Annotated in this window: 12 protein-coding genes; 5 read left to right on the forward strand and 7 right to left on the reverse strand. The window is 70.2% G+C overall.

The window, feature by feature from the left end:
- Nucleotides 1–15 precede the first annotated feature (15 nt).
- The 3 genes from J7F03_RS37670 (at nt 16) to J7F03_RS37680 (ending at nt 2859) form a co-directional block, all read left to right on the forward strand.
- Nucleotides 16–1296 carry a M6 family metalloprotease domain-containing protein gene (locus J7F03_RS37670; RefSeq protein ID WP_214957621.1) on the forward strand — a complete coding sequence of 427 codons (1281 nt, stop codon included), beginning with the start codon at nt 16–18 and terminating at the stop codon, nt 1294–1296.
- 274 nt (nt 1297–1570) lie between these two features.
- Nucleotides 1571–2272, forward strand: a complete 702-nt coding sequence (locus tag J7F03_RS37675) for a zinc-binding dehydrogenase (protein WP_214957622.1) — start codon at nt 1571–1573, stop codon at nt 2270–2272.
- 107 nt (nt 2273–2379) lie between these two features.
- Nucleotides 2380–2859 carry a RidA family protein gene (locus J7F03_RS37680; protein ID WP_214957623.1) on the forward strand — a complete coding sequence of 160 codons (480 nt, stop codon included), beginning with the start codon at nt 2380–2382 and terminating at the stop codon, nt 2857–2859.
- Between the two features lie 54 nt (nt 2860–2913).
- On the opposite strand, the gene pucD is transcribed toward J7F03_RS37680, so the two are convergent.
- Genes pucD through J7F03_RS37695 form a run of 3 tightly spaced genes read right to left on the reverse strand, consistent with a single transcriptional unit; the run spans nt 2914 to nt 6865 of the window.
- Nucleotides 2914–5301, reverse strand: coding sequence for a xanthine dehydrogenase subunit D (gene pucD / locus J7F03_RS37685; protein ID WP_214957624.1), 2388 nt, complete (start codon nt 5299–5301; stop codon nt 2914–2916).
- A gap of 2 nt (nt 5302–5303) precedes the next feature.
- Nucleotides 5304–5966 (reverse strand): (2Fe-2S)-binding protein, encoded by a 663-nt coding sequence (locus J7F03_RS37690; protein WP_214957625.1) that lies wholly within the window; start codon nt 5964–5966, stop codon nt 5304–5306.
- Between the two features lie 2 nt (nt 5967–5968).
- The gene (locus J7F03_RS37695) at nt 5969–6865 is read right to left on the reverse strand and encodes a xanthine dehydrogenase family protein subunit M (RefSeq protein ID WP_214957627.1); all 897 of its coding nucleotides are present in this window, start codon (nt 6863–6865) and stop codon (nt 5969–5971) included.
- Between the two features lie 198 nt (nt 6866–7063).
- Here J7F03_RS37695 and J7F03_RS37700 point away from each other — a divergent pair, with 198 nt between their 5' ends.
- Both J7F03_RS37700 and J7F03_RS37705 read left to right on the forward strand, forming a co-directional pair.
- The gene (locus J7F03_RS37700) at nt 7064–8932 is read left to right on the forward strand and encodes a PucR family transcriptional regulator (protein ID WP_251073080.1); all 1869 of its coding nucleotides are present in this window, start codon (nt 7064–7066) and stop codon (nt 8930–8932) included.
- A gap of 352 nt (nt 8933–9284) precedes the next feature.
- Nucleotides 9285–10025 carry a tyrosine-protein phosphatase gene (locus J7F03_RS37705; RefSeq protein WP_214957629.1) on the forward strand — a complete coding sequence of 247 codons (741 nt, stop codon included), beginning with the start codon at nt 9285–9287 and terminating at the stop codon, nt 10023–10025.
- Nucleotides 10026–11028: 1003 nt separating this feature from the next.
- Here J7F03_RS37705 and J7F03_RS37710 read toward each other — a convergent pair.
- The 4 genes from J7F03_RS37710 to J7F03_RS37725 form a co-directional block, all read right to left on the reverse strand.
- Nucleotides 11029–11763 carry a hypothetical protein gene (locus tag J7F03_RS37710; RefSeq protein ID WP_214957631.1) on the reverse strand — a complete coding sequence of 245 codons (735 nt, stop codon included), beginning with the start codon at nt 11761–11763 and terminating at the stop codon, nt 11029–11031.
- Nucleotides 11764–11765: 2 nt separating this feature from the next.
- Nucleotides 11766–12314, reverse strand: a complete 549-nt coding sequence (locus tag J7F03_RS37715; protein WP_214957647.1) for an RHS repeat-associated core domain-containing protein — start codon at nt 12312–12314, stop codon at nt 11766–11768.
- A 53-nt stretch (nt 12315–12367) separates the two neighbouring features.
- Nucleotides 12368–12835 carry a hypothetical protein gene (locus J7F03_RS37720; RefSeq protein WP_214957632.1) on the reverse strand — a complete coding sequence of 156 codons (468 nt, stop codon included), beginning with the start codon at nt 12833–12835 and terminating at the stop codon, nt 12368–12370.
- Nucleotides 12836–12981: 146 nt separating this feature from the next.
- The coding region (locus tag J7F03_RS37725; protein ID WP_285440547.1) for an RHS repeat-associated core domain-containing protein at nt 12982–15653 on the reverse strand (2672 nt) is incomplete at its 5' end.

Genomic DNA, 15653 nt, shown 5'->3' on the forward strand with positions numbered 1-15653 from the left:
CGAAGGCCGATCTCCATGCCGCAGACGCGCCACCGGATACGCACGCCACGCCGCACCAGCGCCTACATCGGCATCACCGCGCTGGCCCTCGGCGTCACCGCGACCGCGAGCGCCGAGATATCCAGCCGCGGCCACTCTGCGGCCGGCCCCGTGGCCGCGACCACCGCCGAGTCGATGCTCGCGCCCTGCCGGATCTCCGGAGCGATGGGCGTGCAGATGTCCGAGGGGCTGCCGACCTCGCCCGGGTACTCGCGCTCGACCGGCGAGGTCCGGGCACTGAACCTGATGATCGACTTCCCCGACGCCAAGGGCGAGGGCGCGGCGACCGACCGTCTGGCGGAATTCTTCCCGCAGACCTCCGACTGGTTCCGCGTCAGCTCCTACGGACGGCTCAGCTACCGGGCCGAGGCGCCGATACGCAACTGGCTGCGGATGCCGATGCCGTTCGCGGCGTACGGGATCGAGCGGGGCTCCGCATACGAGCCCGGCTACCGCCAGCTCGTGGAACACATCGTCAAAGCCACCGACTCCGAGATCGATTTCTCCCGGTATGACCTGATCAACATTCTGGTCACGCCGAACGCCGGCCCCTCCGCCCTCGACACCGTCCTGTCCGTCACCTTCTCCGGCAACAGCGAGGCCCCGATCGCCGACGGCGTCCCGCTCGCCAACACGTCCTTCGTCTACAGCCGGCAGGACGACGGCTCCGGCGCCTACCGGAAGACCGGCTACCGCGTGCTCCCCCACGAGAACGGACACGTCTTCGGCCTGCCCGACCTCTACACCGCCGACGGCGGCGGCACGGTCGGACACTGGGACATCATGAGCGAGGACTGGGGCGCCAACAACGACCTGCTCGGCTGGCACAAGTGGAAGCTCGGCTGGCTCGACGGCTCCCAGATCAGCTGCGCCGGGAAGTCCGGGAGCAGCGATCACGTCCTGACCCCGCTCGCCGTCGAAGGCGGCACCAAGCTGGCCTTCGTCCCGGTGTCGGAGAGCGCCGGATACGCGGTGGAGGTGCGCACCCGGGCCGGGAACGACGAGGCCGTCTGCAAGCCCGGGGTCCTCATCTACAAGGTGGACTCCGAGGTGGACACCGGCCGCGGGCCCGTCACCGTCTCCGACAGCTCCAGCGCGAGCGGCGGCTGCACCCGGCGGCCCAACGTGCACGCGGAGCTCTCGGACGCGCCGTTCAAGCCGGGCGAGACCTTCACGGACGAGAAGGCGGGCATCAGCGTCTCGGTCGTGGGCGAACTGCGCAACGGCAGCTACCAGGTACGGGTCATCCGGCCGTGACCCGGCGACCGCGCCGGCCGTCCGGGCCGGCCGAAGGGACCTGGCCGGTGCGAGGGCCCCGTCCGGCGCAGGGGCCGGCTGAAGGGTCCCGTCCGACCGAAGGGCCCGGGCCGGGCAGGCCCTCGTGCCCGGCCGGGCGGTGCGACGGCCCGCCCGAAACGGCATCAGGTCGAGTCGCTCGGCCCGCCGGTTCGCGACCTCCGGCCCCCTGCCGGAGCGGATCCGGTCGCCGATGGTTGAGTGGACCAGCCGTGTCACACCGTAGGGAGACCCCTTGAAGGCCTTCGCGCTGCGCCGGACCGGCGAACCGCCCACCGTGGTGGACCGGCCCGCCCCCCGGCCCCGGGCGGGCGAAGTCCTCGTACGCACCACGGCCGCGCTCATCTGCGCCTGGGACGGGCACACCGCCGCCGGAGCACCCACCGGGCTCGGCCACGAGGCCGGCGGCGTCGTCGAGGCCGGGCCGCCGCCGGGCGGGAGCGTCGTGGTCTTCGGGCAGGGCGCCGTCGGCCTCGGCGCCACCATCGCGGCCGGCCGGCTGTGCGGCGCCCGCGTCATCGCCGTCGAGCCGGAGATGAAACGGCAGCGCCTCGCCCTGCGGTTCGGGGCGGACGTGGTGATCGATCCGGCCTACGAGGACTCCGCCGAGCGGATCACGGAGCTGACCGGCGGCGCCGGCGCCGACCGCGCGATCATGGCGACGGCCGCGCCCGCCGCCGCGGCCGCGGCCCACGAGGGGCTCGCCGAGGGCGGCAGGATCACCTATGCCCGCTGTCGGCCGCCGCAGAGCAGCGGAGCGCGGCTCGCGCGCGCACTGCGGCTGATCGACGGGGGGCTGGTGGACCCGACGGTCATCACGACCCACGAATTCCCCTTCCACCGTGTCGAGGAGGCCTTCGCCCGCCTCGTCGCCCGGGAGCCCGGCATGATCAAACCGGTCATCCTCTTCCCCCGCCCGACCCGGCCCGCGGCCTGATCCGCGATCCGGTCCGCGACCCGATCCGACCTGCGACCTGCGACCTGCGACCCGTGACCCGTGACCCGATCCGCCGACCGGAGCCCCGCTCCGCGAAGGGACCCGCCATGCCCAGCACCCCCGAAGAGCGCCTCGCCGCCGCCGGCCTGAAGCTCCCGCCGACCCCCTTGCCCGTCGCCGTGTACGTACCCGCCGTCCAGAGCGGCCACTACGTCTACACCTCCGGCCAGCTCCCCATGGTCGACGGCGCCCTCCCGCTGACCGGCAAGGTCGGCGCCGAGGTCACCCCGGAGCAGGCCAAGGAGCTGGCACAGCAGTGCGCTCTGAACGCGCTGGCCGCCGTCGCCTCCGTCGCCGGGGACCTGTCCGCCGTCAAGCGCGTGGTCAAGGTGGTCGGCTTCGTCGCCAGCGATCCGCACTTCACCGGCCAGCCGGGCGTGGTCAACGGAGCCAGCGAGCTGCTGGGCACCGCCTTCGGCGACGCGGGCATCCACGCCCGCAGCGCTGTCGGCGTGTCCGTGCTGCCGCTGGACGCCCCCGTCGAGGTCGAGCTCACCGTGGAACTGCACGCTCCGATGGGCGTGTAGGACGCACCTCCCGGCCGCCCGAAGGCCCGCGCCGCCCGCGCCGCCCCCGCCGGGTCAGGATCCCGTGATGTGCTCCGGCCGGACCGGGACCCGGCGCAGGGCCAGGCCGGTGGCGGCGCGGATCGCCGAGGCGATCGCCGGGGTCGGGGACAGCGTCGGCGCCTCGCCGATGCCGCGCAGCCCGTACGGGGCGTGCGTGTCGGCCAGTTCGAGGACGTCGACCGGGATGCTCGGGGTGTCGAGGATCGTCGGGATCAGGTAGTCCGTGAAGGAGGGATTGCGCACCTTCGCGGTCACCGGGTCGACGATGATCTCCTCCATCACCGCGAGGCCGAGTCCCTGGGTGGTGCCGCCCTGGATCTGGCCGATGACGGAGAGCGGGTTCAGCGCCTTGCCCACGTCCTGGGCCACCGCCAGCTCGATCACCTTGACCAGGCCCAGCTCGGTGTCGACCTCGACCACGGCCCGGTGCGCGGCGAAGGAGTACTGGACGTGCCCGTCGCCCTGGCCGGTCTCCCGGTCGAAGGGGTGGGTGGGGCGGTGGCGCCATTGGAGTTCGAGGTCGATCGCGTCCTCGCCCTCCAGCAGCTCGGCCAGGTCCGTGAGGACCTCACCGCCGTCGGTGACCACCTTGCCGCCTTCCAGGAGGAGTTCGGCGGTGGCCCAGGCCGGGTGGTACGAGCCGAACTTGCGGCGGCCGATCGCCAGGGCCTTGTCCCGGACGGCCTCGCAGGCGTTCTTCACCGCGCCGCCGGTCACGTACGTCTGGCGGGAGGCGGAGGTGGAGCCGGCGTTGCCGACCCGGGTGTCGGCGGGCTGGATGGTGACCTGGGTGACGCCCAGCTCGGTACGGGCGATCTGCGCGTGCACGGTGACACCGCCCTGGCCGACCTCGGCCATCGCCGTGTGGACGGTGGCGACGGCCTCGCCGTTCACGGCCTCCAGCCGGACGCGGGCGGTGGAGTAGTCGTCGTAGCCCTCGGAGAAGCCGACGTTCTTGATGCCGACCGCGTAGCCGACGCCCCGGACGACGCCCTCGCCGTGGGTGGTGTTGGACAGGCCGCCCGGCAGGTGGCGTACGTCGGCGCCCTCGCCGGCGGTCTCCCACTGGAGCTCGGGCGGCAGCGGCATCGCCTTGACCCGGCGCAGCAGTTCGGCCACCGGGGCGGGCGAGTCGACCAGCTGGCCGGTGGGCATCCGGGTGCCCTGCTCCATCGCGTTGAGCTGGCGGAACTCGACGGGGTCCATGCCGATTTCGGCGGCGACCCGGTCCATCTGGGACTCGTAGGCGAAGCAGGCCTGGACGGCGCCGAAGCCGCGCATCGCACCGCAGGGCGGGTTGTTCGTGTAGAGCCCGACCGCCTCGATCTCGACGTTCTCCACGTCGTACGGGCCGAGGCCGAGGGAGGCCGCGTTGCCGACGACGGCCGGCGTGGAGGAGGCGTACGCGCCGCCGTCCAGCACGATGCGGGCCGTGACGTGGGTGAGCTTCCCGTCGAACGTCGCGCCGTGCTCGTAGGTCAGCTTGGCGGGGTGGCGGTGGACGTGCCCGAAGAAGGACTCGTACCGGTTGTAGACGATCTTCACGGGCTTGCCGGTGCGCTGCGCGAGCAGGCAGGCGTGGGCCTGCATCGACAGGTCCTCGCGGCCGCCGAAGGCCCCGCCGACGCCGGAGAGGGTGAGCCGCACCTTCTCCTCGGGCAGGCCGAGGACGGGGGCGATCTGCTTCTGGTCCACGTGCAGCCACTGGGTGGAGACGTAGAGGTCCACGCCGCCGTCCTCGGCGGGCACGGCGAGGCCGGACTCGGGCCCGAGGAAGGCCTGGTCCTGGATGCCGACCTCGTACTCCTCGCGCACGATGACGTCGGCGCGCTCACGGGCCCCGGCCACGTCGCCGCGGACGACCGGCTGGCGGTGGACGATGTTGGGGTGCGGGGTGTGGGGCGCGTGGTGGTCGTCGCGGTCCGGGTGCAGGACCGGCGCGCCGGGCGCCGTGGCGCTCGCCTCGTCCGTGACGGGCGCCAGGACCTCGTACTCGACCAGGATCTTGGCGGCGGCCCGGCGGGCGGTCTCCGGATGGTCGGCGGCGACGAGGGCGACCGGCTCGCCGTGGAAGCGGACGCGTCCGTCGCACAGGACGGGCTGGTCGACGAACTCCAGGCCGTACTTCCTGGCCGCGGGAAGGTCCGCGTACGTCATGACCGCGTACACCCCGGGGAGTTTCAGCGCCTCGGAGACGTCGAGTCGGGTGATGAGCGCGTGGGCGTGCGGGGCGCGCAGGGTCTGGCCCCAGAGCATGTCCTCGTGCCAGAGGTCCGAGGCGTACGCGAACTCGCCGGTGACCTTGAGGGTGCCGTCGGGGCGCAGCGTGGACTCGCCGATGCCGCCGCTCGTCTGCGAGCGCTGCGTCAGGCCGGTGGGGATGCGGGATGCGCCGGTCATGGCTAGCGGGCCCCTTCCTGGCGGGCGGCCGCGAGGCGGACCGCGTCGAGGATCTTCTCGTAGCCCGTGCAGCGGCAGAGGTTGCCGGACAGGGCCTCACGGATGTCCTGGTCGGACGGGGAGGGGTTCTCCTCCAGCAGCGCGTCCGCCTGGACCAGCAGACCCGGGGTGCAGAAACCGCACTGGACCGCTCCGGCGTCGATGAAGGCCTGCTGGATGGTGGAGAGCGGGGCGCCTTCGCCGGTCTGCGAGTCGCCGGGCTTGGCCTGCCACTGCTTGGCCGCGTCCAGGGAGACGCCGCCCTTGCTGCCGCAGCCGCCGCCGGCTCCGGTGCCGGTGCCGGCTCCGGTGCCGGTGCCGGCTCCGGTGCCGGTGCCGGTGCCGCAGGGGCCGCCGTGGCCGTGCCGCTCGCGCTGGTTGGCGTACGCGGCCAGGCCCTCGACGGTCACGACCTCGCGGCCCTCGACCTGACCGGCCGCGACCAGACAGGAACAGACCGGCACGCCGTCGAGGCGGACGGTGCAGGAACCGCATTCGCCCTGCTCACAGGCGTTCTTGGAGCCCGGCAGGCCGAGGCGCTCGCGCAGGACGTAGAGGAGGGACTCGCCCTCCCAGACGTCGTCGGCTTCCTGCTGACGGCCGTTGACGGTGAAATTGACGCGCATGATCAGGCGGCCCCTTCGAGCGGGCGGCCGTTTCGGGGGCCGCGGTACTGCTCCCACGTCCAGACGAGCTGGCGGCGAGCCATGACTCCGACCGCGTGACGGCGGTACTTCGCCGTGCCGCGGACGTCGTCGATCGGGTTCGTCGCGCCGGAGGCGAGGTCACCGAACTGCTTGGCGATCGACGGGATGATGACCTTGCCGGACTCCCAGAAGCCGCCCTCTTCGAGCGCGGCGTTCAAGAACTCCTCGGCGGCCTTCGCCCGGATCGGGGTCGGCGCGGCCGAACCGATGCCGGTACGGACCGTGTGGGTCCCGGGGTGCAGTGCCAGACCGAACGCGCAGACCGCGATGACCATCGCGTTGCGGGTGCCGACCTTCGAGTACTGCTGGGGGCCGTCGGCCTTGGTGACGTGGATGGCCCGGATCAGCTCGTCCGGAGCGAGCGCGTTGCGCTTGACGCCCGTGTAGAACTCGTCGATCGGGATCAGCCGGGAGCCCCGTACGGACTCGGCTTCCACCTGCGCGCCGGCCGCGAGGAGCGCGGGGTGCGCGTCACCGGCGGGCGAGGCACAGCCGAGGTTGCCGCCGACGCTGCCGCGGTTGCGGATCTGCGGGGAGGCGACGGTGTGCGAGGCGAGCGCGAGTCCCGGAAGCTCCGTGCGGAGGTTCTCCATGATCTGCGTGTACGGGACGGAGGCGCCCAGCCGGACCACGTCCTCGCCGACCTCCCACTCCAGCAGCGGAGCGATGCGGTTGAGATCGAGGAGGTACTCGGGCCGGCGGTGGTCGAAGTTGATCTCGACCATCACGTCGGTGCCGCCCGCGATCGGGACAGCCGTGGGGTACGCGGCCTTGGCGGCGAGCGCCTCCTCCCAGCTGGCGGGGCGAAGGAAGTCCATGTGGGGGCTCTCATTCGTCGTGCGTTTGGGGCAAGTACAGCCCTCGGGCGGGGTGTTCGGCAGTCACCGATCCCATGAACCGTGGTGATCGGACTCAAACCGATTTCCGTGGAATTACCCCAACGTAAAGTCCTGACCTGCGGTTCTGTGGGAAGCCGAACGGATCGGCCGGGTGACGGCGCATGGCAGGGTGGGGGCATGAGGCTGCGTGATCTGCTGCTGTCGTCCGAGGCGCTGCCCGGGGTTTCCGGGTTTCCGGCGGTGCCTGAGGCGTCCGAGGTGCGCGAGATGTCCGAGGTGCGCGAAGTCCCGGGGCTTCCCCAGCTGCCCGAGCTCCGGCTGCTCGGCGGCGAGCAGCACCTCGATCGGCCCGTGCTCGGCACCGTGACCATCGACCTGCCCGACCCGGGGCGCTTCGTGTCCCCCGGGGACCTGGTGCTGTCCGGGCTGGTCTGGCGCCGCCAGGACCCCGGGGCCGCCCAGTCCGACGCGTTCGTACGCGTCCTCGTGGAGGCGGGCGCCGCCGCGCTGGGCGCGGGCGAGGCGGAGTTCGGCCACGTGCCCGCCGATCTGGTGGAGGCCTGCGACCGGCACGGGCTGCCGCTGCTCGCGGTGGGCGTGGAGGTGCCCTTCACCGCCGTCGCCGAGTACGTGGCGCGCAGCCGGGCCGGGGCGCGGGTCGGCAACCTCGCCGCGCTCGTCGACCGGCACCGGCGCTTCACCGCCGACCGGCAGGCGGGGGCCGGGGCCGACGCCCTCCTCGAACTGATGCTGGCCGAGCTGGACCTGCGCGCGTACATCCTCTCCCCCACCGGCCGGCAGATCGCGGGCGCGCGGCCCCCGCTGCCGGAGAAGACGGCCGCCGCGCTGGCCGGTCGGTTCCTGGCCGCGGAGCGGTCGGGCGGGCGCGCCCCGCACCGTACGGTCGCCCGCGCCACGGCGTACTCACTGTTCCCGGTGCGTTCCGGGCCGGGCGCCGGGGCCGCGCCGACCGACTGGCTGATCGCGGTCGAGGCCGACTGCGGCGACTGGGGCGGCGAGCGCATCGACCTCGTGGAGAGGCTCGCGCGGCTGGTCGCGGTGGAGCGCGGTGGCCGCGACACCGACCGCACGGCGCGCCGGCTCACCGCCGGACGGCTGCTGGCCCTGCTGGAGTCGGCCGCCGGCGGCGGGGGCGGGCGGGCCCTGTTCGAGGACGCGGCGGCCCGCCTCGCGACCGGGGCCGGCGGGCTGGAGGGCTCCGCGCGCTGGCAGACGGTGTCGGCCCGGCTGGACGCGCGGACCGCGCCGGGATTCCCCGTGGGGACGGCCGTACGGGACCTGCTGGAGGAGGTGCTCCTGCATCCGCACTGCCTGGGACCCGACGCCGGGCAGCGGATCGCCGTCACGCCGGCCGGGGACGGGGCGCGGGACGGGGATCCGGCCGGGGCGCGGGATGGGGGCGGGGATCCGGCGCGGGACGGGGGCGGGGCTGGGGCTCGCGATCGGGCTCGGGACCGGGCCGGCTCTCCGGTCGGGGCGGAAGCCGTCGCCTTCGTCCTCGTCGGGGCGGACGGGCACCTGACCCCCGAGGCGGTCGGCAAGGCCGCCGGCGGCTCCCTGCCGCGCGGACTGCGGGCCGGGGAGCGGCTGAGCTTCGGCGTCAGCACCCCGGTGGGCGAGGCCGCGGACCTGCACCACGCGCTCGCGGAGGCCCGTAACGCCCGGCGGGTCGCGGCCTCTTCGGACACGGTCGCCGCGTGCGGGCCCGACGACCTGGCCGCGCACGTCATGTCGCTGCTGCCGCTGATCCCGGCCGAGGTCCGGCGGACCTTCAGCCGGCGGCTGCTGGCCCCGCTCCAGGAGTACGACCGGCGCTACCGCTCCGACCTGGTACCCACGCTGCGGTCCTTCCTGGAGCACGACGGGTCCTGGGCCCGGTGCGGCGAGGCGCTGCACCTGCACGTGAACTCGCTGCGCTACCGGATCGGCCGTATCGAGGCGCTGACCGGCCGGAGTCTGACGCGGCTGGAGGACAAGATGGACTTCGCGGCGGCCCTGCGCATGCAGGGAGACGGAGGGGCCTGAGGCGGAGCCCGGGTCCGCCCAGGGAGGGTCAGCCCGGCAGCGGCGGTGGCGGTGGCGGCCAGGGTCTGGGCGTAGCCGTGCAGCACGCCGTTCATCCGGAACCGGTCGGGTCCGGCCGGCTCCAGCAGTCCGGCGGTGTGGAGCCCGCGCAGGGTCCCGGGCGCGAGGTCGTCGAGGAAGGCGGCGGGGAACTCCGAGGTGGGGTGCAGCCCGAGGAGCCATGGACGGCGAACGACCGCCGCGCGGACGGGCGTAGCCGGGATCGCGGAATGATCACCGCCACGCCGAACGTTCAGTACTCCAGACCCCAGAACTCCATCACTTCGACATCGCTTCGGCAGCAAGGGGAGACATGACCACGACCACCACCCGCCACATCGAGTTCGAGCGGCTGCACAACTTCCGTGACCTCGGCGGCTACCGCACGGCCGACGGCGCCACCGTCGCGTGGGGAGCCCTCTACCGCGCGGACTCGCTCGGCAAGCTGAGCGGCGCCGACTGGGACCGCTTCCTGGAGCTCGGCGTCCGCACGGTCATCGACCTGCGCTACCCGTGGGAGATCGAGGCCAAGGGCCGGATACCCGAGCCCGAGAGGTTCACGTACGCCAACCTCAGCATCGAACACCGGCCCTACGACCAGGCCGAGATCGACCCGGACCTCGACCCGTGGCGCTTCCTCGCGGACCGCTTCGCGGAGGTCGCCGAAGACGGCGCCGAGGAGATCCGCCAGGCCATCGAACTGCTCGCCGAGGGCCCGGGCCCGGCCGTCTTCCACTGCACCTCGGGCAAGGACCGCACCGGCCTGATCGCCGCGCTCGTCCTGACCCTCCTCGGCGTCGACGACGAGCAGATCCTCGCGGACTTCGCCCTGACGGAACTGGCGACGGACCGCTTGACGGCCGACTGGCACACCGCCAACCCGGGGCGCACCATGCGCTGGCCGGCGTACGGCCGCGCCCCCGCCGAAATCCTCCGCCTGACCCTCGCGGACCTCACCACCCGCCACGGCTCGCCCGAGGGCTACCTCACGGACGCGGTAGGCATCACCCCATCCACGAAGACCCGCCTCCGCACCCGCTTCCTGACCGGCTGACCCTTGCAGCGCGGGCCGGCCGCCCGGCTGTTCATCTCCGACCACCATGTGGAGTACGGCCGCCAGTGGCTGTGCAGAATCCTGCGGGTTTCCCGTTCGGGCTTTTACCGCTGGCGCCTGGCAGAGCCGCCCCGTCGGGGGCCGGGCGGAGGCCGAGGCGGCCCTCACCGAGCAGATCCGGGCGATTCACGGCACTACGCGGGGCGCCTGCGGGGCGCCTACGAAGTGCCGCGGATTACCCCTCTGCCCGGCTCAGCTCACACAACTCGCCGAACTCGGCATCATCTGGGCCGCATAACCGGGCAAGCCACCCGTAGGTCAGCTTGCCCGGCGTGTCGATCGTCCGACGTCTCTACCGAACCCAGAACGGTTCACCGTCGGTTTCTCGGTCGGTCCTGGTCAGGGAGTAAGCGTCGCCTCGACACGGGCGAACCTGTCGCTGAAGGAGCACACCTCATCGAAGTCGATCGAGACGCAGAGGGACGAACCATCCTTAAGTACGCTGAGATCGATCACGCAGTCACCTTGGGGGATATCATTGAAGGTGACTCCGATGGTATCCCCCGACCTCGCATCCGGAGACATGGCCACCAAGCCTCCGGGGCTTCCTTCGTCCACATAGAATCCCCATTTCCCGCGCGCTGAGCTATTCGGACAGCCCGGAGCAAGTGAGGGATCAAGGTGCAGCGCCTCGGAAGTGAACGCATGGTCCGCCCCGAAGACCAGGCGAGTCCCGGATCCTGTGGTCCACTCGCCGACGATGCTTTCCATCTCGACCGTGCTTCGTTCTCCCTCACCGCCACATGCCGAAAGCAGCAGGACGGCTACCAGGACGAATATTCGACGACCGCGCATCTCATCTCTCCAGACTCATGGGAGGTGGGGCGAAGACACCATCCTGCCCCACCTTGGACCAACGGCCGGTCTATTTGACCCAGCATCCGCAGCTATTCAGCGGGAGCCTCCGATGAACCGACCAGTGGTTGAACCGGCAGGGCGCCTCTCATTTACTCGGATCCAACGGCCGAAGAATGACGAGGATGAGATCATCACCTTCACCGAACCGTTCCCGCAGCTTCTTCGCGGTCTCGACCTCACTGGGACCCGGATTCGGCTCGGCGAGATAATCGCGGAGGAGCGTGAAGGTGGCCACTCCATTCAGGCGGGAATTATCGGCACTGAAGTTGGCCGGCCCCTCCTCATCGACATCCCAACCGAGCGACCGCATCCGATCCGTCTGTTGTCGGACTCCTTGCCCAGAGGGCACGCCGACATCCAGAACTATATAACTGATCTCGTAGACAGGCTGCCCAGCAGGGTTGGTGGTGTCTATTTCCTGCATCACCTTGACCCCGGATACCACTTGCCCACGGGCCTCCTTACCCACCTCCGACGTCCCGGGCAGCGTCCGCCACACGACGAAGGCGATCCCCCCAATCACGAGCAGGATCAAGCCCACAGCAAAATGACGCAGCTTCATTTTCAGTCCCCCCCAGAACGCATTTCCTTGAGCCAACCTCTTACCGTACTCAACTTCGCGGGGAAACATCAGCGGAGCCCTACGCCTATTCCCTGCCAGCCACTGCCGAATCTCCCCCTCGTCACCCGCATACGCTACATATATCTGAGCATCGGTGATCGAATAACCGTCTTTTAGGTCACGCATGTTGGCTGCGGCCAGTTGGATTCCGGTGGTATCACTGATGGCAGGTTTGACCCTTACCTCCCCTTTGCTCATCTTTATGCCGTAGTACTTCTGCGCCAGTGTCGCCGCCAGATCCGGGCTTCGTCCATGGACGGACGGGGCCGCTGTCCCTGTCCAAGCCAACCCGGGGGGTAGAGCTGGCCGCCTGACAGTCCCCACGGGTTCGGCTTGCACGCGAACAAGGCTGTCCAGCAGTTCCTCACTTGGGAAGTGACGGTTCCGTTGCCGCCGCTCCTGTCGCCGCTGCTGCCGTCCGGCGCCTTGCCGCCCGGGGTGAGCGGGTTGGTGGGGGAGCTGCCGTCGGCCTTTTCGCCGTGGCCGGTGCCGTCATCCAGTTTCAGGCCGGTGGGGTCCGAATTGGTGAGGGGACTGTTGTTGGCGTACTGGCAGGCGTTGTGCCGGCGGGGGTGGTCGACCATCATCAGCGGGTCTACCGACAGGAAGCGGCCCTGGCTCGAATCGTATTCGCCGGCTCCGAGGTGGGTGAGGCCGGTGGTCTTGTCCTGGGTGCCGCCTACGAAGCCGCATTCGCCGGGGCGGCCTGGTCCTGCTTGCCGATCTGCCCGCTTAGGAGTCTGCCGCAGGAAGGCGACGGGGGCCCGAAGGTCCCCGCCGCCTTCTCCTCGTTTCCAAACTGCTACTCGAGGTGGAGCCGTTCCGTTGCCTGCTGACCGGCGACCTCGAAAGTAACGTCGAGATCACCCGTGGGAGCGTCGGGCAACGGTACGTAGTACACGTCCCGTCCCGTCGACCCAGGTGCCAGCGTCCTGACGAGCTTCCAATCCACCTCTGCGTCTCTGAACCGGACGGATGCCACCCGGTGCGAGTGCTCAACGAAGAGGACGACCATCCAGCCCTCGGGAGCCGTCCCCGGTCCGAACACCGGCGTCACGACCGAGCCAGGCTTCGGCAAAGCTCCGGTCGGATCGCCACACATGCGCACATCAGACGCACCGGAATCAGGTGCCTGGGCTAGGCAGAGATGACCCCTGGGCGTTTCCCAAAGAAATGTCATATACCCCTGGCCATAGAGGACTTCGGAGACACCTGCCTCGGTTGGAGCCTCTCCCACAGCCGTGGCCTTGGCAAGGATGCTGGCCTTCACTTCGGCTTTCCGGTCCACCGTAGGGCGGACTGAGGCCGCAACCCTCGGGGAGGACCCGGCAGGAACCCGAGCTGGTTCCTTGACGCTGCATCCGAGGAGGAATCCCAACGCAATGGGCACCGAGGCGAGGGGGACAAGCCTCCGCATCATGAGACTGATCCCCCTACCTTCATCGGCGTTGCGTTGAGCGCGATCCTGTTCGACGGAATCTCCGCGTAGGTCACAGGCTTCCACATAGTCACGTTGAACGTCCCCCACGTTTTGGTCGTGAGGCGACCGTCGCCGTGACGATAAGTCGTGTGATACATCGTCATCACACCGGCCGGGGACAAGCCCGTGCGGTCACCCTTTTTAACGTTCCACGAGGTCTGGATGGCCTGAGTGTCGGATTTCATCTCCATTGTACTGTCGGTCCAGGCCCACGAGCCATTGAGTCCGACCGTGACGTCGATTTTACCCTCAGCGAGTCGAGGAAACTTCGCCTTGAATCCAGTAGTCACACTGATGTTGGCACCGTAGGTCTTGGCATATTGATCTGTCGTCGTGAACTGGGAACCGAGGGTGTACGTATACGTGAGAGAGTAAGGCTCATTGTAGCTACCAAAGGTGTAGAGCGCACTGGTATCCAGGTCTTCGTAGTCGCTCTCATAAAGCGTCACCGTCTCGGACCACCTGATGTCCTTCCCACCGTCGGGAACTGCAACACCCTTGGGAAGCTGCGGCAGCGGTGAGGTGCAACCATCGCAGTAGAGTCTGCTCCCGTCTGACGAGAGATCACCCTTGAGCGCACCGCCACGATGTCCACCGCGAGTGCCACCGCCGTTGCCGCCGCTCCTGTCGCCGCTGCTGCCGTCCGGCGCCTTGCCGCCCGGGGTGAGCGGGTTGGTGGGGGAGCTGCCGTCGGCCTTTTCGCCGTGGCCGGTGCCGTCGTCCAGTTTGAGGCCGGTGGGGTCCGAATTGGTGAGGGGGCTGTTGTTGGCGTACTGGTAGGCGTTGTGCTGGCGGGGGTCGTCGACCACCATCAGCGGGTCTACCGACAGGAAGCGGCCTTGGCTCGGATCGTATTCGCGGGCTCCGAGGTGGGTGAGGCCGGTGGTCTTGTCCTGGGTGCCGCCGACGAAGCCTCGTTCGCCGGGCCATGCGGCCGGCTTGGTGCCGCGGTCCTCGCCGAACGGCTTGGTAGCGCGCCGCTGGGTCAGGAGAGTGGCCGCGTCGATGGCGGTGGTGCCGGTGTTGTGGTGGTCGGCAGCTACGTAGGAGACCTTGCCGGTCGAGGTCCGGATGATCGTGGTGCCGCCCGGCGTCGCGTAGTAGCGGGTGCCGGTGACCTTGTCGGTTGCCGTGTCGCGGGTGAGCTCGGCCGAACCGATGTACAGCGTGGTCTTCCCCGGGTCCCTGCGGGCCAGCCTGTTGCCCGCAGCGTCGTAGACGTAGGTGGAGGTGCCCGCCGTGGTGGTGGCCGAGGCGAGCTTGCCTTCGGACGTCCACGTCAGGGTCTGGGTAGCTCCGGCGGTGTCGGGGCGGGTCAAGGTGTTGCCGGTGTTGTCGTAAGTGAGGTTCTTGGAGACGGGCGTGCCGGTGCCGGTCTGCTTCGTCGTGGACGTCGGGGTGTGGGGGCGCGGGGAGCCCGGCGCCGGGTAAGTGTTGGTGGTGGTGCTGGTTTTGGCCGCGTCCCCTGCGGGGTCGTGTTCGGTCAGGGTCTTGCGGTTGCCGGTGATGTCGTAGGTGAACGACTGCCAGTAGGGAGCCGAGCCGCCGATCTTGCCGGTTTGAGGGGTGGTGCTGGTGCAGCCTCCGATACCGGGCACGCTCGGGCCGGGCTTGGTCGTGGTGGTGCCGGTGTCGGTCCAGGCTTCGGTCAGGCGACCCAAGTAGTCGTAGGCGAAGCACTGGGTGTCGCGGGCGGCGCCCTGGGTGCTGGTGACCGAGGTGACGTCGCCGGCCGGTGAGTAGGTGTAGCTGGTGGTGTCGACCGGGGTGCTTTGGTCCTGCTTGCCTAGCTCGGTGCTCAGGAGCCGCCCGGTGGCCGGGTCCTGGATGTTGGTGGCGACGACTTGCTTCGGGTCGTCGCCGAAGGTCGTGCGCTGGACCTGACCGTACTCGTTGTAGTTGGTCCAGTTGACGTAGTCAGTGGTGCTCGAACCGTAGGAGAGCGGAAGGCCGTTGACGTTGCGGCCAGTGGAGAGACTCTCTGCGGGCAGACCGCCGGCCGCCGGTACCTCGGTGGTGGTCTCGGCCCCGCTGATCGGGTCGAAATCCGTGGACGAGGAGTAGGTGCCGGTGAGGGCTCCTTCACCCGCGGGTACGGTCAGCTTGGTCCCGGTGGACCGGTAGCCGATGTCGTAGCCGGTGGTCTCCTGACGCCAGGCCTTGCCGTCCACCCAGCTGGTGGTAGCGGTCGGCTGGCCGGGCAGGAGGGTGTCGTAGTCGTAGGTGGCCAGCTTGGTGCCGTCCACCGCGTTCAGGTTGCGGGAAATCGGGCGGCCGAGGATGTCGTAGCTGGTGAAGACCAGGGTGCCACGAGCGTCCACCGTGGACACGGGGCGGTCTGCAGCGTCGTAGGTGACCGTCGACGTGCCCTTGTCCGGGTCCACCGCCTTGATCTGACGGCCGTGAAGGTCGTAGTCGTACGTCCAGGCATTGCCGGCCGGATCAGTAATCCGCTGCAGCTTGCCGTTGGTGTTGTAGGCATAGCCGGTGGCGTCGAACGCACCCTGAGGCGTGCCGCCCTTGTACTGGCGCTGCTCGACCTTGCGTCCGCGGGTGTCGGTGACGTCGCTGGACGCTGTGCCGCCCTGGGGCGGGGTGGTGTCGACGC

Origin of the sequence: Streptomyces sp. ISL-43 (genome assembly GCF_018614195.1) — a bacterium.
Taxonomy (GTDB): domain Bacteria; phylum Actinomycetota; class Actinomycetes; order Streptomycetales; family Streptomycetaceae; genus Streptomyces.

What these genes read in the sequence shown, in the direction of transcription:
- J7F03_RS37680 (WP_214957623.1), top strand. Translation starts at nt 2,380, where the DNA reads ATGCCCAGCACCCCCGAAGAGCGCCTCGCCGCCGCCGGCCTGAAGCTC.
- J7F03_RS37700 (WP_251073080.1), top strand. Translation starts at nt 7,064, where the DNA reads ATGAGGCTGCGTGATCTGCTGCTGTCGTCCGAGGCGCTGCCCGGGGTT.
- J7F03_RS37695 (WP_214957627.1), bottom strand. Translation starts at nt 6,865, where the DNA reads ATGGACTTCCTTCGCCCCGCCAGCTGGGAGGAGGCGCTCGCCGCCAAG.
- J7F03_RS37670 (WP_214957621.1), top strand. Translation starts at nt 16, where the DNA reads ATGCCGCAGACGCGCCACCGGATACGCACGCCACGCCGCACCAGCGCC.
- pucD (WP_214957624.1), bottom strand. Translation starts at nt 5,301, where the DNA reads ATGACCGGCGCATCCCGCATCCCCACCGGCCTGACGCAGCGCTCGCAG.
- J7F03_RS37705 (WP_214957629.1), top strand. Translation starts at nt 9,285, where the DNA reads ATGACCACGACCACCACCCGCCACATCGAGTTCGAGCGGCTGCACAAC.
- J7F03_RS37690 (WP_214957625.1), bottom strand. Translation starts at nt 5,966, where the DNA reads ATGCGCGTCAATTTCACCGTCAACGGCCGTCAGCAGGAAGCCGACGAC.
- J7F03_RS37710 (WP_214957631.1), bottom strand. Translation starts at nt 11,763, where the DNA reads ATGAGCAAAGGGGAGGTAAGGGTCAAACCTGCCATCAGTGATACCACC.